Source organism: Cytobacillus sp. Hz8 (genome assembly GCF_042263505.1).
In the GTDB taxonomy this organism is placed as follows: Bacteria; Bacillota; Bacilli; order Bacillales; family Cytobacillaceae; genus Bacillus_BE.
Genome location: NZ_JBHKFI010000004.1, coordinates 212,109 through 234,477, shown reverse-complemented (window position 1 = coordinate 234,477; position 22,369 = coordinate 212,109). Strand labels below are relative to the sequence as shown.

Here is a 22,369-nt window from a genome sequence, read left to right as displayed (position 1 = left end):
ATTTGTTTAATGGAAAAAGCGAGACATATCTCCTTGGCGTAATGAGGATCGATTAAAGCGTCCGGCTTGCACTAATTCAGCACGCAGTAATTTTCGAAGTTCATCATCACTCAATTCACGTCTAACCTTCTCTTTTTGCTGACTTAAATCAGATTCTTGCAGGTGCTGCTCTTTCACTTGGAATAATTGCTTTATCCCCGCCATATTCACACCTTGATCAATTAAATCCTTAATTTCTAAGAGTTTATCAATATCATATAAAGAGAATAAGCGTTTATTCCCTTCAGTTCTTGCAGGAGAAATCAATTCATGTTCTTCATAATAGCGGATTTGTCTAGCGGATAAATCCGTTAGTTTCATCACAATCCCAATTGTAAAAAGAGGCATCGAACGGCGTATTTCGCTTCCACTCATTTTGCATTCTCCATTCCTCTAATCTTGATATCATTATATTCAATGTTATATATGTTGTCAATGGAATGTAAGGAAATATAACATAAAAATTATGAAAAATTTCTGACATAAGAAAATCAAATGATTTCCTATCTTCAAAATCTACGAAAATAGGAACAACTAAAAGCTGTTCCTCTCTCATCTATGAATTTAATCCGATTAATCCCTCATCTAATAACCGATCGAGGGCGATGCAGATGGCGATTTTTACATGGGAATAGGTAAGTCCTCCTTGAATATAGGCAACAAATGGCGCTCTCGTTGGACCATCTGCTGTCAATTCAATACTTGCACCTTGAATAAAAGTTCCGGCAGCCATGATTACATCATCTTCATATCCTGGCATATAGCTTGGATATGGCTTGACATAGGAATTGACTGGTGAAGCAAATTGAATTGCCTGACAAAAGGCGACCATTTTATCACGATCATCAAATTGTACAGATTGAATCAAATCTGTTCTTTTCGCGTCCCATTTTGGATTGGAATTCATCCCTAGTTTTGCAAGCATTGCCGCTGTAAAAACAGCGCCTTTTAATGCTTGACCGACAACATGTGGAGCTAAAAAGAAGCCTTGGTACATTTCCTGTAAACTATATAAAGAAGCTCCCGCCTCTGCTCCGATTCCGGGGGATGTCATTCGATAGGAACAAGCTTCGACCCATTTCTCCTTCCCAACGATATATCCTCCCGTTTTCGCAATCCCTCCGCCAGGATTCTTAATTAAAGATCCTGCCATCAGATCCGCGCCAACATGACAAGGCTCACAGTCTTCCACAAATTCACCGTAGCAATTATCGACAAAAACAACTACATCGGGTTTGATTTCTTTAACAAACCGAATCATCTCTTCAATTTCTGAAATCGTAAAGGAGGGTCTTGTGGCATATCCCTTTGAACGCTGAATGCCGATCATTTTTGTATTTGGATGTATCGCTTCTTTTACGGCTTCAAAGTCAACTCGACCTTGCTCATTAAGCGGAACGCTATTGTAGCCAATTTGAAAATCCCTTAAAGAGCCAACCCCATTTCCTCTTATTCCAACGATTTCTTCCAATGTATCATATGGCTTTCCAGTTATGTACAATAATTCATCACCAGGTCGAAGAACGCCAAAAAGAGCGATGGAAATCGCATGTGTACCGGAAATAATCTGTGGTCGGACTAATCCAGCTTCCCCACCAAATACATCTGCATAAATCTTTTCTAATGTATCTCTCCCAATATCATCATACCCGTAGCCCGTTGATGGATTAAAATGGGAATCACTCACCTTATGCTCTTGAAAACTTTTTAATACACGAAATTGATTGATCTCAATTTTAGCATCAATTTCTTTATGAACCGCTTCTATTTGTTTTTCTACCGCTTGAACGATTGGTTCAAGCTTTTCCCCATTTTGCAATTGTTGAAACATGTTGTTCTCCTTTTACTGTTTGTATTGTTGTAATTTCCCGGAAATTTGATGATACCGTTGCGTATACCCTGCGCAAACATATACCTGTTTTTCTTCATCAAATTCTAATTTTCGTAAAATCGTTTCATTTTTCAGCTGAGAAAGCAGCTTCCCCTCCGTTGCTGGAATTTCCACATGATAAGCATCCATTTGCTGGATCATCATCTGTTCCATTTTCTGTTTCAACAGCTTCAAATCCTCTTCATCAAATGCGCTGATTAAAATCGTTTCGGTTTTGGCCGTTGGCACAAATTCAGGGTGCTTCATATCTTTTTTATTATAGACCGTTAATTGTGGAATCTGCATCACTTCCATATCATCCAATAAGGAATTAACTGTTTTCTCATGCTGAAAATAATCTGGATTAGACATATCAACGACATGCAATAAAAGGTCAGCCTCTTTTACTTCCTCAAGAGTGGACCTGAAAGCAGCAATCAAAGTAGTCGGCAAATCCTGGATAAATCCAACAGTATCTGTTAATAGTGTCCCAAAGCCGCTTGATAAAATCAATTTTCTTGTCATCGGATCAAGGGTTGCAAATAATTGATTTTCTTCAAAGGAATCAGCCTCGGTTAATCGATTAAAAAGGGTTGATTTCCCTGCATTTGTATAGCCAACCAAGGCAATTTGAAAGGTCCTATTCTTCTTTCTTCTCTCGCGATAACGCTCACGATGCTGGACAATGACGGAAAGCTGCGATTTAATATCATCAATGCGACGTCTGATATGCCTTCGATCTGATTCCAGCTTCGTTTCACCTGGTCCTCTTGTTCCGATTCCGGCACCAAGTCTTGAAAGCTGTGTCCCTTGTCCCCCAAGTCTCGGCAGCAAATATTGAAGCTGCGCAAGTTCAACTTGAAGCTTTCCTTCCTTGGAACGTGCCCTTTGCGCAAAAATATCCAAAATTAATTGTGTCCGATCAATGACTCTCGCGTCCATTTCACTAGCAACATTTCGCACCTGACTAGGTGTTAACTCATCATTAAAAATAATTAAATCAGCCTGCAACTCATCTGCTAATGCTCTTAATTCCTCAACTTTCCCTTTTCCTATGTATGTAGAAGGATGAATTCTCTCTCTTTTCTGAGTTAAAGTCGCAACAACGTTTCCTTTTGCTGTTCCTGTCAAGGAAGAAAGCTCCTCGATTGAGTAAGCAAATCTTGAATCCTCTTCATCTGTTTGACATCCTACAAGGATGACTTTTTCACTATCTGACAGTGATTTTTGTTCCAAGTAATCATCTTCTTTCTTTCATCTTTGCATTCCATCATCTTATCAAAAAATACATGAAAACACGAATGACCAACTATTCCTTCATTCATTATATTTCAAAAATCAAAATAGAATCTACAATCTTCATGAATTTCTGATGAAAGAGAACACGATGATAAATAATAAAAGCGAGTCATAGACTTATGACTATTCGCAATCTTCTTGTGGGTTTCTTTTCTGCTAATACACTTCCTGTAAATACGAAGGCTTGATTGACTGCATCTGCTAGACTATGATACTGGATGCGAACATAGCACCGCTTCCACTCATTGCAGCGGCTATCCATTTAATCAATGCCATAAATACATTGCCAAGAGCAGCCATGAATGACGACTTATTGCCTTTTTTTATCAGCTTGCGAAAACTTTCTTTCTCTGGTTTTGGTTTCAATTTTATACCTCCATATCATTTTTCTATCCTTACTATTCCTCTTCTAAATTCATAATATTGATTCACAATGTGGACCTTTCAAATATAAAAAGGCGAAGAAGCGAAAACCTTTAATGAAATGAAAAATGTTTGAATAAGTATAGTATATAGTTTGTCATTTTCGCGTAAATATAGATTTTGTATCTAGAGTGATCCTACTCAACATAGATAACCTATTCCCTTATGGGCGAATGTCACAAATTTCCCTTTTGTTGCGTATAATGTTTGACAAGAGAGGTGAACACTTTGGACCAACCAATTCGAATGAAGAATAATGGGCAAATTAGTGTCGTCCTGAATACACAAAAACGAAAAACATTTAATACTGTGTTTCCCGATCCAGAAGTTGTTCCAAAGGTCCTTCCACAGGAGCATGCTGCTCTCAGAGAGATTGAAGAGGAATTAAGTGCTCTCGTCGGGATGGAAGAAATGAAAAAAATGATTAAAGAAATTTATGCTTGGATTTACGTGAATAAAAAGCGAGAGGAAGCTGGACTGAAAGCAGGAAAGCAAGCCCTCCATATGATGTTTAAAGGCAACCCCGGAACAGGGAAAACAACTGTTGCAAGGCTAATAGGAAAACTATTTCAAAGAATGAATGTTCTATCAAAGGGACATTTAATTGAAGCAGAGAGAGCAGACCTCGTCGGGGAATACATTGGTCATACAGCACAAAAAACCCGCGACTTAATCAAAAAGGCGCTCGGTGGCATTTTATTTATTGATGAGGCTTACTCCCTAGGTCGTGGCGGTGAAAAGGATTTTGGAAAAGAAGCAATCGATACGATGGTTAAACATATGGAGGATAAGCAGCACGAATTTATTTTAATCCTTGCCGGATATTCAAAAGAGATGAACCAATTTCTTACTCTAAATCCTGGCCTCCATTCCCGTTTTCCTCTTGTCATTGATTTCCCAGATTATACGGTTGAGCAATTAATGGAAATTGCTCAAAGAATGTTAAAGGAAAAAGAGTATTCATTAAGTCATGAGGGAGAAAAAAAATTGCGGGAGCATCTCATATGGAAAAAGGTGGATATCAGTGCGATTAGCTTTTCCAATGGCCGTTATGTCCGCAATGTCATTGAAAAATCCATTCGAGCACAGGCTATGAGGCTGCTGATGCAAAATCAGTATGATCGCCACGAGCTAGTTACGATTCGGAGTAATGATTTAGTCTTTGAGGATGAGTAAAGAAGTACTCATGATAAAGAGGTCCCTTTTCAACTGAGACCTCTTATCCTTTTATAATAGAGAATTTTATCAAAAAAATAAGCGACGATTAAGCTTGTTGACCTTCTAAATCAATTTGAACATTTCTTTGTGGTGCAAATGTTGAAATGGCGTGTTTATAGACAAGCTGTTGCTTACCTTCAGATTCAAAAAGAACAGTGAAATTATCAAAACCTTTTATTTGGCCTCTCAATTGAAAACCATTTAATAAGAAAACCGTCACATTTGTTCCATCTTTACGTAATTGATTTAAATATTGGTCCTGAATATTAATGGGTTGTTTCATACAAAATCCTCCTCTTTTATCTCTATTACTATGTATTCGATTTTATCTCGAGCTTTCCTTCAATATAGGATGAAATTTCCGCAATTTTTTTATCAAACAGTTGTTTTTCAATGGCAACTGACATATCAAACCACTTCACATCCATTTTATTGCGAAACCAGGTTAATTGCCTTTTGGCATAGCGTCTGGAATTTTGCTTTAAATTTTCAATCGCTTCCGGCAATAGAACACGACCATCCAAGAATTCGTAAAGCTCTTTGTAGCCGATCGCTTGAATCGATTGACATTGGCGCAAACCATGATCATATAATTGCTTTACTTCTTCTATTAGCCCTTCAGAAACCATCTGATCCACACGCAAATTTATGCGCTCATATAACAATTCCCGCTCCATCGTGAGTCCAATTAAGGCTACGTCATAGAATAATCCGGGTCTCTGCTGTTCCTGAAATTCCTGCATCGTTTTTCCTGTACAATGGAAAATTTCTAATGCCCGAATCACACGTCGTACGTTATTGGGATGAATTCTTTCGGCACTAAGCGGATCCACTTTCTGTAATTCCTGATAAAGAATTTCATTTCCTTCTACTTGAGCTCTACTCTCTAATTCTTCTCGAAAACCTTCATCTGATGGTGCGTCCGAAAAATGGTAATCATAAATACAGGCTTGAATATAAAGGCCTGTTCCCCCAACAATCATCGGCAGTTTCCCTCTGCTCGTGATTTCGGTAATTTTGGCTCGAACTAGCTCTTGAAATTCTGCAACAGAAAACGACTCTTCAGGCTGTTTAATATCGATTAAATGGTGGATAATTCCTTCCATTTCTTCTACTTTGATCTTAGCCGTTCCGATATCCATCCCTTTATAAATCTGCATCGAATCGCCACTGATTATTTCCCCATTGTATTTTTTCGCTAATTCGATACTTAGCTTTGTTTTTCCAACGGCCGTGGGACCAATAATCACCAATAATTTTTCCTTATGACTCAAGATCTTCACACTGCTTTCTTCAACAAAATACTATAATGACATCTTACCATGGTCGGATAAATCATAACATAATTAAAAAAAGCAGTTAAACATCTATGCATTATTCCCACTTTCAAATTTTCTAATCAAGTAAATCAATATTTCTTTATTACCAATCCTCTGAAAAATTACAGGCATTACGAGTTCTTTACAACTCAGGTCAATACCCCCAAAAGATGAAGTTTAGGACAGAAAATTATTCTTGTACATTAATAATTAGAATAGGTGGGACAATGATGTTTTCAACTTCAAATATCGGAATAGACTTAGGAACAGCCAATATATTGGTATATAGTAAAAATAAAGGAGTAGCGATCAATGAACCATCCGTTGTCGCGATTGAAACGGGAACGAATAAAATTGTTGCTGTAGGTCATGAGGCAAAAGAAATGATTGGCAAAACTCCTGAAAAAATCAAAGTCATCAGACCCTTGAAGAATGGAGTAATCGCTGATTATGATATGACCACCAATATGCTCAGGGTTATATTAAAAAATGCTTCAAAAAAACTGGGATTTGCCATTCGCAAACCAAACGTGATTGTCTGCACTCCATCAGGATCAACGAGTGTGGATAGAAGAGCGATTCAAGATGCGGTTCGAAATGCCGGAGCGAAGAAGGTTCATCTCATTGAAGAATCTGTTGCTGCTGCTATAGGGGCAGGGCTTCCGGTCGATGAACCGGTCGCCAATGTCATTGTCGATATAGGTGGCGGCTCAACAGAAGTTTCGATTATTTCCTTTGGCGGAGTCGTAGCCTGTCATTCATTACGCTTTGGCGGGGATCACCTGGATGAAGATATTATCAACTATGTTCGAAAAACCTATAATATTTTGATTGGCGAACATACGGCAGAGAAAATAAAGATGGAAATCGGTCATGCCCTGCAGGATCACGAGCCGCTTTCGCTCCCTATCCGTGGAAGAGATTTATTAACGGGACTTCCCAAAACAATCGAATTGACCTCAACAGAAATTTATCGTGCCATAAAAGATTCCTTGTCGCAAATTCTCGAGACCATTCGCATGACTTTAGAGGACAGCCCTGCTGAGTTAAGTGGTGATATCGTTGATCGCGGTATTATTTTAACAGGCGGAGGAGCGCTCTTAAATGGTCTGCAAGAATGGATTAGCGGAGAAATTGATGTTCCCGTTCAACTTGCACCAAGTCCGTTAGAATCTGTTGCGATTGGAACAGGGGAAGCTTTAAAATATATTAACACCTTAAATAAAAAGAGCTGAGCTGGTCGAGTTACCAGCTCAGAGCTTTCCTCATTCATTAACAATTGTTCTTCGTTTGCGATTAAAGTAAAGAAAGATTGGTAATGGAATCACAATAAATCCTAAGCTTTTGATCAATTGATTCTTTGCATTTTGCTGCTGTCTTTGTTTTTCATCCTTTTGTAATTGATCATATTCTGACCGTAATTGTTGTTCTGTAAGATTTGTTTCTGTATTTCCTGCCTTATCAGACAATCTGACTAGCTTAAAATCAGAATAACTTTGGTAATAAGAGGTTGGACTGACTAAATCCGCGGCCGCCATAAAAATGGAGATTCCTCCGCCAATAACCATCATTAATGTCGCAAATAAGACCAAATACATGTATAAATTTCGGAACACATTCTCATCTCCTTTTTCTTTATACTTCACTGCATAAGCAATAACAAAAATAATGAAAATAATCGGTACAATTCCTAAAGCCATACTAAAAGCAATCAAGTGAACACCTCCATTCACTCTTTCTACTTCAAATATAAAGGATAGGAAATGGTTATGGAACCCTTATTGGCATGTGCTCATTAAATTTCATTTGGTCTACTTATTTGATTCATATGAAATTTTATTAAAAACTTAATCATTTTTTCATAGTTTTTTCATTTTTATTTTGTAGGATAAAGATGTGCTAGTGAAAACACTTTTTCACACACCCCCTTTTTTTAACATATGTTGAATGATCCGGTTTGTAGGTGCCGGATTATTTTTTTGTAAAAAAGGAAAACATGTATTTAGGCTACATCACGCGTTTCAGCATCTTTCCATACCATAGGTAGTGCATACAAGCCTAATATTAGATTAAATATAAGAAAACAATATAAAAGAAGCTACTTTCAGTGATGTACTTGGTGTAAAAGAAAATAGGTGATTTTCCAAAAAATTCACACTAAAATAATGCAAGGATAAAAATGGCCCCGATCGGCTCGGAACAAATTAATATCATTATGAAATATAAAAAGAGAGCATCAAAACTCTCTTTTAATCTCACTTTTTATATAATTCTTTGTACGCTATTAATTTCAAAGCTTGTATTTCATCGTCTGTTAATTTACCTTTAATTTCCTGATATACTTCCTTTTTTGAAATTGTTCCTTTTTGTACTTTTGTTTGAATATCTTTAATTTCTGAGATTCCAAGTTTTTTTACTAAAACTCTTGTTGCTTCTTCCTTTGTAGTAAATGGTAATTTGGACTCATCTACATTATCAGCATCTTCTATAAAAGCTTTTAATTCTGGATCCTTTTCAATAGTCTGTTTAAGTTCTTCTTTTTGACCACTATCCTCTAATTCAGTTGAAACGATACTCATTACCTTTTCAGATGCTATATTAGTTCCAAAATAGTAGATACCATAACCAAGAATACCCAGTACAATAATCAATATGAATAAATATTTGAGGAATTTCACATTCTCACACCCTTGCTTTTTACTTATTGTATAAGATTATACTACAATAAATTAAGTGTATGGGGGAAAATGATTTCCAACTGTTTGACTAACCTTCTTTCTATAAAAATAGTCCCGATCGGCTCAGAACATGATGAGTTCTTATAGGCATAAAAATTACACCAACTAATTAGTGGGGTTTGTGGTGTTTATTCTTCGAATACGGCACTAAAGCCAACATATAACTGTTGGCCTCAACCTATCTAATTAATCCCAAAAAATTTTCTTTTAGCTTTCTGCGAATAAAATCGTTCAAATAGGATTTGAACCCCATATAATATTAATGCTTTATAAAAATAATAAAGGAAAAACTGAAATTCATTTATTCTATCTAATGACCAATATTTTATTTTCCTTGAAAATCTTGATATCAGAAAAGCAAAGGTAAAATTAAGAATCGCATTGAATAATAAAAACTTTTTAAAATTTCCAAACGTCCATTTTAATATCCAAAGTGAATTTACAAAAAATGGTCCAATATAATATGGAAATTCCCCAAATAAATGTGATTGTGGCTTGTTATAAAAAAACCACCAATGACGTCTTTTTCCAATCATTCCGTTTATAATTTCAAAAAGGACAATAATAATGGTAGCAGGAAGAAATCTTTTTAAATTACGCCCCCCCATAAAAGGGAGTGTTAACCAAGTCAATAAAATCAGAGCAATATTAACCAATCTTTGAATTTTGATAGTCATAGAACATCATCCCTTTATTAATGGTCATTTCCCCTTTTATTGTTAAAATAACCAGTGGACCATATTTATATGTGTTTTAATCCACAACATATTGCTATATGAAATCATTTACCTACAGGCATTGGTTAGGATGGGGAAGATCAACATTTCCTGCTTCCGCAAAAGGAGAAACAACATTTGCCCTGGCTACCTTTCCACCTTCTGGTTCAACTGGAACAAGCCCGCTTATTTCATGCTGCAGGCGGCTAAGTAGGGAATAGCCTTGCTTTTCATTTATTGAGGTAAATTATCGTACTCTGACACCATATTTTTATTTCCCATTATTTACTTTATAATATGTGTAAATGGGAGGTTTGACATGAACAATGACAGTAAATTATCTAAGCTCAAGAGTTATGCAAGAAAATTAAAACAAAATCTTTTCGTGCTATACCTGTCCCAAAGAGACAAAAGAACACCATGGTATGCAAAAGTTATCGCAATTTGTGTTGTAGCCTATGCGTTTAGCCCAATTGATTTAATTCCAGATTTCATACCGGTTTTAGGATATTTAGATGATTTAGTCATTGTCCCTCTTGGTATCTCATTGGCCCTAAAATTAATTCCACAACATATCATAGAAGACAATAGAGAAAAAGCTGAAGAGATGAAAAAGAATGGAAAGCCTAAAAATTGGTTTGTTGGCATTCTTTTTATACTAACTTGGATATTACTTGCTGTTTGGGTTTATAAACTTGTAAAACAAGCATTTCATTAAAAAATGCTTGTTTTTTATTTACTTATTTCTTCCTTTTAATATACGCAGATGCATTGATGAACTATGGTTTTCAAAAAGTTATTGAACAAGTATACCCACAAACTCAAGTAGAGATAGGAAAAATCCCAAAGGTCTAAAACTCACACATGGTATAGTAATAACAAAAACTGGTTATTGTAATATTTGAGAGCAAGATTTCCTGTTACCCAAAACCACACTTTCACCACAGATACCTTGCTCTCAAAGAAGCAATATTTGAAATTACAAATACAAGAATTTAAAGAAGCTCTTTTTGAGGGCATTACCAAAAACGGGATAGATTGAATCAGCTTCTTAATAAGCAACAGAATTTTAACAAGCAGGAAAATACCTGAGCAGAATAAGAACAAATAAAAATATGCAAAGATTACCGGCAATCAGAATATTTAATAGCCTTCCCAAGAAGTAAAGAAATAAGTGAATTCGGAGTAAATAAAGCTATTGATTCTATCTTATCAAAAACAAATCTGCACCACATTACTCCACATGGATAACGTTATACTCACGTTATCATGCTTTTAGAAAGGGGTGCAGATATTAAATTTATGAGTAATCGATTAGGACATGCTAGTGTGAACATGACCGCCAATGTATATGTTCATATAACAAAGAAATATGAAACAGAAAATCACCTTAATTTAGAAGCGTATTGAACTAAAGTGGCCAAAAGAGGTTTAGATACGCCAGGAACTCCTCTACATCACGCGCTTAAACATCTTCTCCATATCATAGGTAGAATAATGAATAATAATCGGTCTTCCATGCGGACAGGTAAAGGGGTCGGTTGTTTGTCGCAATTCATCTAATAATGCTTGAATTTCATCATTACGCAAATGTCGGTTAGCCTTGATGGAACCTTTGCAGCTCATCATAATAGCTGCTTCTTCTCTTAACTTCTTCACGTCCACCTTTTTCATTGATAAAAGCTGCTCAATCATGTCTTCGATGACTTCTTTCTCTTCCCCCTTTGGAAACCAGGTTGGATGAGAACGAACAATAAAACTATTAAATCCGAATGGCTCTAAATAAACCCCAACCTTTTCAAGCTCTTCTCTTGCTTCATTAATTCTCAAGGTTTCATCAGTTGAGTATTCAAAGGTTAATGGGACAAGTAATTCTTGCAGTTCTTGGATCGTTTCTCCTACCTTTTCTTTAAAAAATTCATATTTGATCCGTTCCTGGGCCGCGTGCTGATCGATAATATAAAGCCCGCGTTCATTTTGCGCGAAGATATAGGTTCCATGCATCTGTCCAATTGGATAAAGTGGAGGTACCCGGGAGGAATCCTTTGCCCCCAATTCCGCGAGTAAAACCTCCTCACCGTTTTTTTGCTCTTCCCCTCTATCATGAATGTCTTCTAGATCAAAGGCCCCGAAATCAGGCAATTCAAATGATTCCTCGAAACGATCCTGAACCTTTTCTTTTTCAAAAATAGAAGCTTCATTCCTGCTATGAACCTCTGGCTCTTTTATGAAGAGACTGCTTGCTTGTTTTTGCAAGGAAAGGACGTCATCTTCAACAGGGATATGATCTAAATTCAGAATCGTCTGCTCTGATTTTGGTCGTTCTTTCTTTTCTTGAGAAAAACCGGCAGGAATTAGTTGCTGCTTTTGAAAGACAGATTTAATCGATTCGCTCACAAGCCTATTCAATTCCTGCTCCTTGCTGAGGCGAACCTCCATTTTAGAAGGATGGACATTCACATCTACTAAAATTGGATCCATTTCGATATTCATCAAAACGATCGGGTATCGACCAATTGGAAGCAAGGTATGATACCCTTCTTGAATAGCCTTCACTAATGGATAATTTTTAATAAAACGACCATTAATCATCGTCGAGATATAATTTCGTGATGCTCTTGTGATTTCCGGTAATGCTAACCATCCGGTGATATGAAAATCCAAAGAAGAGGCATCAATTGGAACCATTTTTTTCACAATGCTTAATCCGTAAATCGCAGCCAATACTTGTCTAACATCCCCATTTCCATTTGTAAAGAGCAGTTTACGACCGTTATGGGTTAAGCGGATGGATACCTCTGGATGTGCTAACGCCAACCGATTAACCACATCAGTGATATTTCCTAGTTCCGTATGAATCGTTTTCATATATTTAAGTCGTGCCGGTGTATTAAAGAATAAATCAGAGATGGTGATATCTGTCCCTTTTCGGCTCGCTGCTTTTTCAAAGGAATGAACTTTTCCCCCTTCAATGACAACCTTCGTTCCGGCTTCACCTGTTGATGTGGCCATTTCCAATCTCGAGACAGAAGCGATACTTGGAAGTGCTTCTCCTCTGAATCCCAATGTGCGAATGCGGAAAAGATCATTCTCATCTTTGATTTTGCTTGTGGCGTGGCGGGAAAAGGCAAGAAGAACATCCTCTTCTTCAATGCCATCCCCATTATCCACGATTCGAATTTGTGCTAACCCTGCTTCTTCGACATCCACTTCAATAACTGTGCTACCCGCATCAATTGAATTCTCAATCAATTCCTTGACTACAGAGGCTGGTCTTTCTACCACTTCGCCAGCAGCAATTTTATTCGAAAGTGCATCGTCCAGTTGAATAATTTTGCCCATAGAATTCGCCTCCCTTTTTAAGGCTAGTATTGAAAACAGTTCATTTTTATCGGTCTTGCTATTTTTTTCTTTATGCCAAAGAGGTGTCTTTTGGTAGAATATTTTATATTAAATCCGTTTAATAGGCTTATTTAAGATCAATGAGCTTAAGATATTGGGTCAATTTAATCCCACACTGATCCACTTCCAAATATGAACCTTATTTCATCTTTTTATGAAGATCATATAATAAATTCATGGCCTTCATCGGTGTCATTTCTAATATATCGATTTCTTTTAGTAAATCAATGACTTTCTTTTCCTTTGAAGCTAAGTGATGCTTCTTATCATCTTTAACTTCTGCAAAGAATGATAGTTGAGCAATTTCTTCCTGAATCGGTTCCTGTATGGTATGAGCAATTGCTGCATTTTTATGTTGTTCAATCGCATCAGGAGCTTGTTCTTCAAGGGTTCGTAAAATCGTTTTGGCTCTTGAAATCAAATCCTTTGGCAATTCTGCCAATTCAGCCACATGAATTCCATAGCTTTTGTCAGCCGCCCCTTCTTTAATCTTGTGAAGGAAGAGGACTTTCCCATTTTGCTCCATCGCACTAACATGAACATTCTTCACTCTCGTTAACTCCATATCTAGTGAAGTTAATTCATGATAGTGAGTTGAAAATAATGTTTTGGCGCCAATTCGATTGTGAATGTATTCAATGATCGCTTGAGCAAGGGCCATGCCGTCATAGGTGGAAGTTCCACGGCCAATTTCATCGAATAAGATTAAACTGTTCTCCGTGGCATTCGAAATCGCATTATTTGCTTCAAGCATTTCCACCATAAATGTACTTTGTCCCGAAATCAAATCATCTGCCGCTCCAATTCTCGTAAAAACTTGATCAAAGATAGGAAGAATGGCCTCCGAAGCCGGTACATAACAACCAATTTGCGCCAATATTGAAATTAAGGCAATTTGCCGCATATAGGTGCTTTTCCCAGACATATTTGGTCCTGTTATTAAGAGAACCTCGCGTTCCTTGTCCATTAAACAATCATTGGGAATATAGCTTCTGGCATTCATGACTTTTTCGACAACAGGATGACGGCCATCCTTAATCCATAATTTTTTTTCAGAAGAGAAGCCTGGTTTCACATATTTCCGCTCTTCACTGATCGTTGCAAAGCATTGAAGCACGTCCAATTCACTGACAGTTTTTGCTAATGCTTGTAATCTCGGAATAAATTCTTTTACTTGCTCGCGAATTGATGCAAATAATTCATATTCAAGCCCCACACTTTTTTCTTCCGCTTGTAAAATCAAATCTTCTTTCTCTTTTAATTCCGGGGTAATATAACGCTCTGCATTAGCAAGAGTCTGTTTTCGTTCATATTGACCTTCTTTTAATAAGCCAATATTAGCTTTTGTCACTTCGATATAATAGCCAAAAATACGATTATAGCCAATTTTAAGAGACTTGATCCCTGTTTTTTCCCGTTCTTTTCTTTCTAATTGGGCAATCCACGTCTTCCCATTTCGACTCGCATCCCGATACTTATCCAATTCTTCATGGAAACCGTCTTGAATCATATTTCCATCTTTTACAGAAATAGGTGGATTTTCGACTAAGGCTTTTTCAAGCAAGTCAGTAATTTCTTCACACGGGTCTAAACGAGTAGCTAAATCTTGAGCTGACCGTTCAGAAAATGGCTCTAAAATCGCTTTAAGCAAAGGAATTTGCTGTAAGGAACGCTTTAGCTGTACTAGTTCGCGTGCATTGACATTTCCAAAAGCCACTCTTCCTGCAAGCCGTTCGATATCGTAAACTTCTCTTAATTTTTCCCGTAAATCCTGACGTTCGAAATAGTGTTCTATTAAAATCTGAACAAACGCATGACGCCGTTCAATTTTACTTTGGTTGATTAACGGACGATCGATCCATTGCTTAAGGAGCCTTGCACCCATGGCGGTTTTCGTTTCATCCAATAGCCATAATAAAGAACCTTTTTTCCCTTTTGAACGAATGGTCTCGGTTAATTCAAGATTTCGTTTTGAATAATAATCAATTTTCATAAAATGATTGGTTTGATAGCTTTCAACTGGTTGCAAATGATCAAGACTTCTTTTTTGCGTGCGATGTAAATAATGAAATAAGCGGGAAATCGTCTTTTTCATCTTTTCTTGATCGATTTTTGCAACTAAAGATTGATCATGTTCTTGTAATTCATCAGCATCTTCATACGAAATCGTGATGGAGGATCTTTCCTTTAGTTGCTGCTGTAGCCCTTGATCAAAATCATGGGCGAGTACCACTTCCTTGGCGCCACAGACAGACAATTCATTTAACACTTCATCAAAACCATCCATTAAAAGGGTTACCCGGCTTTCACCAGTGGTAAGATCCGTATAAGCAAAGCCATATGATTTTTCTCCAAATGAAGAAATGGAGGCGAGATAATTATTTTCCTTTTCATTTAAGCCTCGGCCTTCCATCATCGTTCCGGGAGTAATCAGCTGAACGACCTCTCTTCTGACGACACCCTTCGCCTGTTTCGGGTCCTCAGTCTGCTCACAGATTGCTACTTTATAGCCCTTCTCAATTAATTGTTCAATATAGGTTGCAGCAGAATGATAAGGAACGCCACACATAGGAATCCGCTCGGTTCCCCCACCTTCACGGCTGGTTAATGTAATTTCAAGTTCTCTTGATGCCTGCACCGCATCATCAAAGAACATTTCATAAAAATCTCCTAAACGAAAAAATAAAAAGGCATCTTGATAATCAGCCTTTACCTGTAAATATTGTTGTACCATCGGCGTATAAGCTGCCATAATTTCCTCCAAAAAATCCATACTTATTTATCGTCTTCAACAATACATTATATCATAATTTTTTTGGCATGGACCGCATCTGATTTTGGAAGGTCTGTACTTCTGTCACCAAAAATTTTTAATAGGTTGATTTCCATCTGAAATACTGCTATAAAAACCATCCATGTGTACAACTGAAATTCGTTAGCTACAGGCGAGTTTCCTCACTACCAACCGCTCTATCAGGCTTCTCCTTTCGCTCATAGGAATCTTCGTGTATTCTTTTTTTAAATCAACTAGCTATGAGAAAATAGACTAAAAAATAAGAAAAACTAGGAAGCATTACCTTCCTAGCGATCATTTATTCCTCTTCAGTTCCTAATAGGAAGTCTGGGCTTAATTCTTCAAACTCTTCGTCTTCCACTTGATCGAAGCCCCAGTCTTCATCATTGTCTTCACATTCACCAGGGTAAATCTTTACACATACTTTGGTTTCTCCGATAACCTCGACTAGAAACTCTCTTTCAACGTGAATAATGATTTTATTCCCATTTGGTGAAATAACGGCCTCCACACAGTTTGGCTGTTGAAGTACACGTGCGACGACTTCTTGATCGTCTAAGAAATCAGGATCACGATATTTTAATTTAATGACGTCAAGATATTCAACACGCTCCGTAACAACTTCTGTTTTTGTATTATCGTTATAGGAGTACCAAACGTTAATATCATAGAAGCCACTTATTTCAACAGCCTTGCCGTGCTTTTTTGCCTCGTACGTATGGTTAATAATCCAGCAGCCAAGGATACTTGACGGATGGTGTTCGGGGCAAATGGTATGGCTGGACTGTGTAAACTTGCGGCCTTTTGCTACGACGGCTTTCGTAATAATCTCTCTGTATTCTCCCATTACGAGCGAAACCTCCTCATTCATTTTCAATTCATCCTATGCGGGATATTAGACTAGTGTGATTATATTTTTCATGCAAGATATAAGTTTGAAGTATAGTGCATTTTATGCGTTTACCTATGGAAGTGTGATTTTAGATGTGGGAAGTAGGAGGTTTGAAAAATGGAATAGAAAAAGACTGACTTATAAAAAGTCAGCCTCATAAAGTGAAACTTCCATCAGTGGGGGTTTTCGACGCACAGGACGTGCTAGTGCAGACGTTGTGATTGACGTCGCGCTTTTAGTCTGCCATTCATCCCCCACTGATGGTTAGTCACGCAGAGCCTGATTGATTTTTCTAAGGGCTGAAGCCCAAAGAAAAATCTTATTTCACTTATCACGCTCATAGCGCCACGTCCTGTGGCTTTCGCCTGACTAGGACATCCTGTCCGTCGTCGGACCTTTACGGACAGTTGATCTCCCACTTATCTTCTTCGTATTCTCAGAATCTTGAAGTGGGAGTCAAAATGTCCGTTAAGAGTGGGATAAATCTTAATGATGATGGGAGCATTCTTTATTTTTAATTTCTGCGCCTGTTTCACCACTTAATAGATTACCGCCGGTTGAAATGAGGATTTCGTCCGTTACCCGATTCGATATCGTATTAGCAACCATTTGTAAAAGATCATTCACATCGATTTGCGATTGCTTAAACTCTCGAACAACTGGAATTTCATCTAATTCCTGCTCCAAAGCAGCCAATTTTTCTTCTGTCTTCTTCAAAGCTTCTTCTTTGCCATAATGATGAAGATTGACTGCTTGTTTTTGCAGCCCTTTAATTTGCGAGATGATTTCTGTCACTTTTTTATTCTCATGGATTTTCGCTTCTGCCTTTTTGAAAAAATCCACCTCTTCTGTTTCCGCAATCATCTTTGCAATTTCTCTTGCCTTGCCAACAATATCCTCTTTTGTAAAATTGACCATACTATTTCACCTCTGCCGCATTGAATTCTTCCACCATTTCTCCATTCAGTGACCATGTTCTCGCTTCGTTAATTTTTACCTTTACGAGCTTCCCGATTGCAGATTTAGGTCCAACAAAGTTCACAAGCTTATTCTTTCTCGTATAGCCAGCAAGGACATCTGGATTATTCTTGCTTTCTCCTTCTACAAGGACCTCCACAATTTGTCCCTCATGCTGTTTCATCGCTTTAGCAGACAGCTCATTGACTAATGCATTCAATCTTTGAAGGCGTTCCTTTTTCACTTCCATTGGGACATTGTCCACCATTTTTGCTGCTGGTGTCCCTTCACGCGGAGAGTAAATAAAGGTATAAGCAATTTCAAAACCAACCTCGCGATATAATGAAAGGGTTTCTTCAAATTGTTCGTCTGTTTCGTTTGGGTATCCGACGATGATATCCGTTGATAATGAGACATTTGGGATTGCTGCCTTAATTTTTCTAACAAGCTCAAGATATTGCTCTCTTGTATATTTTCTGGCCATTATTTTCAAGACATCATTTGACCCAGATTGTACAGGAAGGTGGATATGTTCTACCAGGTTTCCGCCTTTTGCTAATACTTCAATTAGGCGATCATCAAAATCTCTTGGATGACTAGTCGTAAAACGAATTCTTGGAATATCAATCTTACGGATTTCTTCCATTAAATCTCCAAGACCATATGACATATCCTCAAAATCTTTTCCATAGGCATTGACATTTTGTCCTAAAAGAGTGATTTCCTGATAACCTTGGGCTGCAAGGTGACGAACTTCTTGGATGATATCATCCGGTCTGCGGCTGCGTTCTTTTCCTCGAGTGAAAGGAACGATGCAATACGTACAGAATTTGTCACAACCATACATAATATTAACCCATGCCTTTATGTTTCCACGGCGGACTTTTGGAAGATTTTCGATGACATCTCCCTCTTTTGACCACACCTCAACGACCATTTCTTTCGACATATAGGCTTCATGCAAAATGTTTGGCAGTCTGTGGATATTATGAGTTCCAAATATCATGTCAACATGATGATAAGTTTTGAGGATTTTCCCTACAACAGACTCCTCTTGAGACATACAGCCACATACACCAAGTAATAGATCTGGGTTTTCGATTTTCAATTGCTTTAAATGACCAAGCTCCCCAAAAACCTTGTTCTCCGCATTTTCACGAATGGCACAAGTATTAAGTAAAATCACATTCGCATTCTCTACTGTATCTGTCGGTTCATAACCTAACGCCAAGAAAATTCCCGCCATTACTTCTGTATCATGTTCATTCATCTGACAACCATAGGTGCGAATATAAAACTTGCGGCCTTTTCCCATCCCTTTAAATTCTTCAGGAATGGAGAAGCTATCATGATAATGAACCTCTTCTTTTCCTCTCTTTTTTGCATCTTTCAAGGAAGGCGGAATATATACGGTTTGAAAATACTGGCTGTAGTCCTTATCGGATTTTTTGTCCGAAGAATTAGCCGTTTTCACTTGTTGATTATCTAGTCGTTGTTTTTCATTCATTAATGAAAAATCCCCTTTCTCATTATTATAATAGTAGCCATAAAAATAGACTTAAGCCCCTTTTTCAAATACATGGAGACGGTTTAAGAAAATTATTTTTTTCGTTGAAAGATGCATATATTTATCATATATACACATTATTATAGTATAAGGCTTTCAGGTCTTTAAAACAATAGAATGAAAATTTATTCACTTAAACATTTCATTTCCACTGTGAAAACACTATGATTATCAACGTAACTATTAACAAAGGCCATATTTCTTTCGATAAAATAATATTCAAAAAGCCTTCATTCTTTCGAATGAAGGCTTTAGCATTTTTCACATACTATTACATAAATTCTGAAACTAAAGAATTAAAATGCGCTTCATCTAATGTTAAATCAGCATCTCTTAATGGGGCTTCAGAATATCCTGTTATTAATTCTTGATAAGATGGACGATCAGTATTTTGATAAACTAATCCTGTCACTAAACCTTTATGTTGCATTAAGGTTTGCATCGCTAATTTGCGATTAGATGGATCATAATTTTCAATATCGGATAATTTCGTTAAATTTTCTTTAAACCAGTCATAGGTGTTTACTTTGTTATAAGTAACACACGGACTAAACACATTGATTAATGAGAATCCTTTATGTTTAATACCCGCTTCGATTAGAGCAGTCAAATCTTTTAAATCGGTTGAAAAGCTTTGAGCCACAAACGTTGCGCCAGCTGTTAAAGCCATTTCCATTGGATGAATTGGTTGTTCAATCGATCCAGATGGAGTAGATTTTGTCTTGAAACCTGCTTGTGATCTTGGTGAAGTTTGGCCCTTTGTTAAGCCGTAAATTTGGTTATCCATTACAATATAAGTAATGTCAATATTCCGACGGATTGCATGAATTGTATGACCCATACCGATAGCAAAACCGTCGCCATCACCACCAGAGGCAATAACGGTTAAATCGCGATTAGCCATCTTCACACCTTGAGCAAGTGGTAAAGAACGACCATGAATCCCATGAAAACCATATGAGTTAATGTATCCAGAAATACGTCCAGAACATCCAATACCAGAAATAACAGCTAAAGTTTCAGGCTCTAATCCAACATTTGCAGCTGCACGCTGAATCGCTGCTTGAACAGAGAAATCACCACACCCAGGGCACCAGTTTGGTTTTACTGAATTTCGAAAATCTTTAAATGTTGCCATTTAAAACAACTCCTTGCTTTTTGTATGAATTTCATGTGGCAAGAACGGATTCCCGTCGTATTTTAACAGCTTATGAATCTTTTCTGCATTTCCGACGTTCATCTTAATAATATTTGCTAGCTGCCCTGTAGCATTGTTTTCAATTACAGCAACCTTTTTCGCACTCTTTACAAGTGGTAAAAGTTCATCAGTAGGGAATGGATGGATTAAACGAATATGTGCATGATTCACTTTAATTCCATCATTTTCAAGACGAATCATCGCTTCTTCAATCGCACCACGAGTTGAATTAAAACCGATTAAAAGTAGGTCTGCCTCATCATGTGGAGCATTTTTGTATACAGGTGTATTAAAACGAATATTTTCGACTTTACGGAAACGTTTATTCATTTGTGCATTACGATTTGCTGCGGATTCAGATGGTTTCCCTGTTTCATCATGTTCAACACCAGTTACATGGTGAATCCCATTTTTCATGCCTGGAATAACACGAGGTGAAACCCCATCTTCTGTAACCTCATAACGTTTGAAGTACCCTTTATTTTCAATTTCAGGTAATTCATCTTTCACAAGCTTACCACGACGAATTTCAATTTTATTATAATCAAGAGGTTCAACTGTTTGTTTTCCTAGTGATAATTGTAAGTCAGATAATACAATAACCGGACATTGATATTCTTCTGCCAAGTTGAAGGCTTCAGCAGCATCATAGAATGCTTCTTCAACTGTACTTGGAGCAAGGACAATTTTTGGAATTTCTCCGTGTGTACCATAAATCATGGCCATTAAGTCAGATTGTTCTTGCTTTGTTGGAAGACCTGTTGAAGGGCCGCCACGTTGAGTATCGACAATAACTAATGGAGTCTCTGTAATACCAGACAAACCAATAGCTTCCATTTTTAAAGAAAGACCTGGTCCTGCGGATGCAGTTATGGTACGAACACCACCATAGTTAGCACCAATCGCCATTGTACATGCGGCGATTTCATCTTCGGTTTGAATGACTGTTCCACCTAATGCAGGCAATTTTTTAATTAAATATTCCATTATTTCAGAAGCAGGTGTTATTGGGTATGCAGCCATAAAACGGCATCCACCAGCTATCGCTCCCAATGCAATGGCATCGTTGCCAATCATAAATAAGCGTTTTTTTCCATCCGCTTTATCTAAGTGCATTTGAGGAGTAGTAGTTCCTAGCTTTTCCTTCATAAAATCAAATCCAGCCGCAATGGCTTTCATATTTTTATCCACTACTTGCTGCCCTTTTTTTCCATAAATCTCTTTAACAACCTCTTCAAATACTTGAATATCCAAGTCTAATATAGCACTTGTTGCTCCAATTGCTACCATGTTTTTCATTAAAGATGTTCCTAATTCAGTAGCCATTTGCGAAAATGGAACCGCATACATGCCAGCTTCTGTATCTTCCGGTTTCTTTGGATCAAACTTGGAATCAGCAATGATGATTCCTCCAACATGAAGCTCCTTGTAATTCAAATCTATTGTTTCTTGATCAAATGCCACAAGTATATCTAGATCATCTGATATAGAACGTACTTGCTTTGTACTTACACGAATCTTATTGTTTGTATGGCCGCCTTTAATACGTGAAGAAAAGTGACGATACCCATACAAGTAGTAGCCTAGACGATTCAGAGCAATAGAGAAAACTTCCCCAGTGCTTTCGATACCTTCCCCTTGTTGTCCGCCAACTTTCCAAGAAAGTTGATTGATCATGACTTACACCCCTTTAGACACCTAAAAAATTATGTAATTATTTTTTCTTGAATAGCACTCATACAATTTGTTTGCTAATTATTCATAATTTCACAGTTGAAATTTATGAATAATTATGCCTTGTAGGGTACTAAACGCTTTCAATTCTAGACCTATGTTTCAAAAAAAGCAACCCTTTCAAGTAAAATATTGACGAAAATATGAATATTTTTTTATTATTAAAATAATGATAAATAAGTTAGAGAATTTTTATTAAAAAA

Annotated in this window: 18 protein-coding genes and 2 pseudogenes; 4 read left to right on the top strand and 16 right to left on the bottom strand. The window is 37.2% G+C overall.

Features of this window, described 5'->3' with window-relative positions; translation table 11 throughout:
• Positions 1-6 precede the first annotated feature (6 nt).
• The 4 genes and pseudogenes from ACE38V_RS07880 to ACE38V_RS07865 all read right to left on the bottom strand — a co-directional run.
• Entirely contained in the window at positions 7-414 is a 408-nt protein-coding gene (locus ACE38V_RS07880) for a MerR family transcriptional regulator (protein ID WP_375840668.1), read from the bottom strand.
• A gap of 181 nt (positions 415-595) precedes the next feature.
• Positions 596-1,870, bottom strand: coding sequence for a methionine gamma-lyase family protein (locus tag ACE38V_RS07875; protein ID WP_375840667.1), 1,275 nt, complete (start codon positions 1,868-1,870; stop codon positions 596-598).
• A gap of 12 nt (positions 1,871-1,882) precedes the next feature.
• Entirely contained in the window at positions 1,883-3,145 is a 1,263-nt protein-coding gene (gene hflX, locus ACE38V_RS07870; RefSeq protein WP_375840666.1) for a GTPase HflX, read from the bottom strand.
• 196 nt (positions 3,146-3,341) lie between these two features.
• Positions 3,342-3,574: pseudogene (locus ACE38V_RS07865) on the bottom strand (cation efflux transmembrane domain-containing protein); the annotation flags it as partial.
• Between the two features lie 285 nt (positions 3,575-3,859).
• Here ACE38V_RS07865 and spoVK point away from each other — a divergent pair.
• Positions 3,860-4,807 carry a stage V sporulation protein K gene (spoVK, locus tag ACE38V_RS07860; RefSeq protein ID WP_375840665.1) on the top strand — a complete coding sequence of 316 codons (948 nt, stop codon included), beginning with the start codon at positions 3,860-3,862 and terminating at the stop codon, positions 4,805-4,807.
• Between the two features lie 88 nt (positions 4,808-4,895).
• Here the strand turns inward: spoVK and hfq are convergent, their stop codons facing one another.
• Positions 4,896-5,132: an RNA chaperone Hfq gene (gene hfq, locus ACE38V_RS07855; RefSeq protein ID WP_375840664.1), complete on the bottom strand. Its 237-nt coding sequence runs from the start codon at positions 5,130-5,132 to the stop codon at positions 4,896-4,898.
• Positions 5,133-5,160: 28 nt separating this feature from the next.
• The gene (miaA, locus tag ACE38V_RS07850) at positions 5,161-6,123 is read right to left on the bottom strand and encodes a tRNA (adenosine(37)-N6)-dimethylallyltransferase MiaA (RefSeq protein WP_375840663.1); all 963 of its coding nucleotides are present in this window, start codon (positions 6,121-6,123) and stop codon (positions 5,161-5,163) included.
• Between the two features lie 275 nt (positions 6,124-6,398).
• Between miaA and mreBH the strand changes: the two genes are divergently transcribed.
• Complete coding sequence (gene mreBH / locus ACE38V_RS07845; protein ID WP_375840662.1) at positions 6,399-7,403, top strand: rod-share determining protein MreBH; 1,005 nt, start codon at positions 6,399-6,401, stop codon at positions 7,401-7,403.
• Between the two features lie 30 nt (positions 7,404-7,433).
• On the opposite strand, the gene ACE38V_RS07840 is transcribed toward mreBH, so the two are convergent.
• The 3 genes from ACE38V_RS07840 to ACE38V_RS07830 form a co-directional block, all read right to left on the bottom strand.
• Entirely contained in the window at positions 7,434-7,883 is a 450-nt protein-coding gene (locus tag ACE38V_RS07840) for a hypothetical protein (RefSeq protein ID WP_375840661.1), read from the bottom strand.
• Between the two features lie 540 nt (positions 7,884-8,423).
• Positions 8,424-8,846 (bottom strand): hypothetical protein, encoded by a 423-nt coding sequence (locus ACE38V_RS07835; protein WP_375840660.1) that lies wholly within the window; start codon positions 8,844-8,846, stop codon positions 8,424-8,426.
• A 242-nt stretch (positions 8,847-9,088) separates the two neighbouring features.
• Positions 9,089-9,583, bottom strand: coding sequence for a hypothetical protein (locus ACE38V_RS07830; protein WP_375840659.1), 495 nt, complete (start codon positions 9,581-9,583; stop codon positions 9,089-9,091).
• A gap of 358 nt (positions 9,584-9,941) precedes the next feature.
• Here ACE38V_RS07830 and ACE38V_RS07825 point away from each other — a divergent pair, with 358 nt between their 5' ends.
• Positions 9,942-10,340, top strand: coding sequence for a YkvA family protein (locus ACE38V_RS07825; protein ID WP_375840658.1), 399 nt, complete (start codon positions 9,942-9,944; stop codon positions 10,338-10,340).
• A gap of 545 nt (positions 10,341-10,885) precedes the next feature.
• Positions 10,886-11,032 (top strand): annotated as a pseudogene (locus ACE38V_RS07820) (site-specific integrase); the annotation flags it as partial.
• 42 nt (positions 11,033-11,074) lie between these two features.
• Here ACE38V_RS07820 and mutL read toward each other — a convergent pair.
• From mutL to ACE38V_RS07785, 7 genes are all read right to left on the bottom strand, one after another.
• Positions 11,075-12,964, bottom strand: a complete 1,890-nt coding sequence (gene mutL / locus ACE38V_RS07815; RefSeq protein WP_375840657.1) for a DNA mismatch repair endonuclease MutL — start codon at positions 12,962-12,964, stop codon at positions 11,075-11,077.
• Positions 12,965-13,163: 199 nt separating this feature from the next.
• On the bottom strand, positions 13,164-15,776 hold the full coding sequence (mutS, locus tag ACE38V_RS07810) for a DNA mismatch repair protein MutS (RefSeq protein ID WP_375840656.1): 2,613 nt from the start codon (positions 15,774-15,776) through the stop codon (positions 13,164-13,166).
• Between the two features lie 340 nt (positions 15,777-16,116).
• Positions 16,117-16,665, bottom strand: a complete 549-nt coding sequence (locus tag ACE38V_RS07805) for an outer spore coat protein CotE (RefSeq protein WP_375840763.1) — start codon at positions 16,663-16,665, stop codon at positions 16,117-16,119.
• Between the two features lie 531 nt (positions 16,666-17,196).
• Positions 17,197-17,628 (bottom strand): YlbF/YmcA family competence regulator, encoded by a 432-nt coding sequence (locus ACE38V_RS07800; protein ID WP_375840655.1) that lies wholly within the window; start codon positions 17,626-17,628, stop codon positions 17,197-17,199.
• A gap of 1 nt (position 17,629) precedes the next feature.
• On the bottom strand, positions 17,630-19,174 hold the full coding sequence (gene miaB, locus ACE38V_RS07795; protein WP_375840654.1) for a tRNA (N6-isopentenyl adenosine(37)-C2)-methylthiotransferase MiaB: 1,545 nt from the start codon (positions 19,172-19,174) through the stop codon (positions 17,630-17,632).
• A 331-nt stretch (positions 19,175-19,505) separates the two neighbouring features.
• On the bottom strand, positions 19,506-20,372 hold the full coding sequence (locus tag ACE38V_RS07790) for a 2-oxoacid:ferredoxin oxidoreductase subunit beta (protein ID WP_375840653.1): 867 nt from the start codon (positions 20,370-20,372) through the stop codon (positions 19,506-19,508).
• Positions 20,373-22,109: a 2-oxoacid:acceptor oxidoreductase subunit alpha gene (locus tag ACE38V_RS07785; protein WP_375840652.1), complete on the bottom strand. Its 1,737-nt coding sequence runs from the start codon at positions 22,107-22,109 to the stop codon at positions 20,373-20,375.
• Positions 22,110-22,369: the final 260 nt, after the last annotated feature.

Excerpts from the sequence above, each read along its gene's own strand:
- ACE38V_RS07880 (WP_375840668.1), bottom strand. The coding sequence starts at position 414 with ATGAGTGGAAGCGAAATACGCCGTTCGATGCCTCTTTTTACAATTGGG.
- ACE38V_RS07875 (WP_375840667.1), bottom strand. The coding sequence starts at position 1,870 with ATGTTTCAACAATTGCAAAATGGGGAAAAGCTTGAACCAATCGTTCAA.
- hfq (WP_375840664.1), bottom strand. The coding sequence starts at position 5,132 with ATGAAACAACCCATTAATATTCAGGACCAATATTTAAATCAATTACGT.
- mreBH (WP_375840662.1), top strand. The coding sequence starts at position 6,399 with ATGTTTTCAACTTCAAATATCGGAATAGACTTAGGAACAGCCAATATA.
- ACE38V_RS07830 (WP_375840659.1), bottom strand. The coding sequence starts at position 9,583 with ATGACTATCAAAATTCAAAGATTGGTTAATATTGCTCTGATTTTATTG.
- ACE38V_RS07825 (WP_375840658.1), top strand. The coding sequence starts at position 9,942 with ATGAACAATGACAGTAAATTATCTAAGCTCAAGAGTTATGCAAGAAAA.
- mutL (WP_375840657.1), bottom strand. The coding sequence starts at position 12,964 with ATGGGCAAAATTATTCAACTGGACGATGCACTTTCGAATAAAATTGCT.
- mutS (WP_375840656.1), bottom strand. The coding sequence starts at position 15,776 with ATGGCAGCTTATACGCCGATGGTACAACAATATTTACAGGTAAAGGCT.
- ACE38V_RS07805 (WP_375840763.1), bottom strand. The coding sequence starts at position 16,665 with ATGGGAGAATACAGAGAGATTATTACGAAAGCCGTCGTAGCAAAAGGC.
- ACE38V_RS07800 (WP_375840655.1), bottom strand. The coding sequence starts at position 17,628 with ATGGTCAATTTTACAAAAGAGGATATTGTTGGCAAGGCAAGAGAAATT.
- miaB (WP_375840654.1), bottom strand. The coding sequence starts at position 19,174 with ATGAATGAAAAACAACGACTAGATAATCAACAAGTGAAAACGGCTAAT.
- ACE38V_RS07790 (WP_375840653.1), bottom strand. The coding sequence starts at position 20,372 with ATGGCAACATTTAAAGATTTTCGAAATTCAGTAAAACCAAACTGGTGC.
- ACE38V_RS07785 (WP_375840652.1), bottom strand. The coding sequence starts at position 22,109 with ATGATCAATCAACTTTCTTGGAAAGTTGGCGGACAACAAGGGGAAGGT.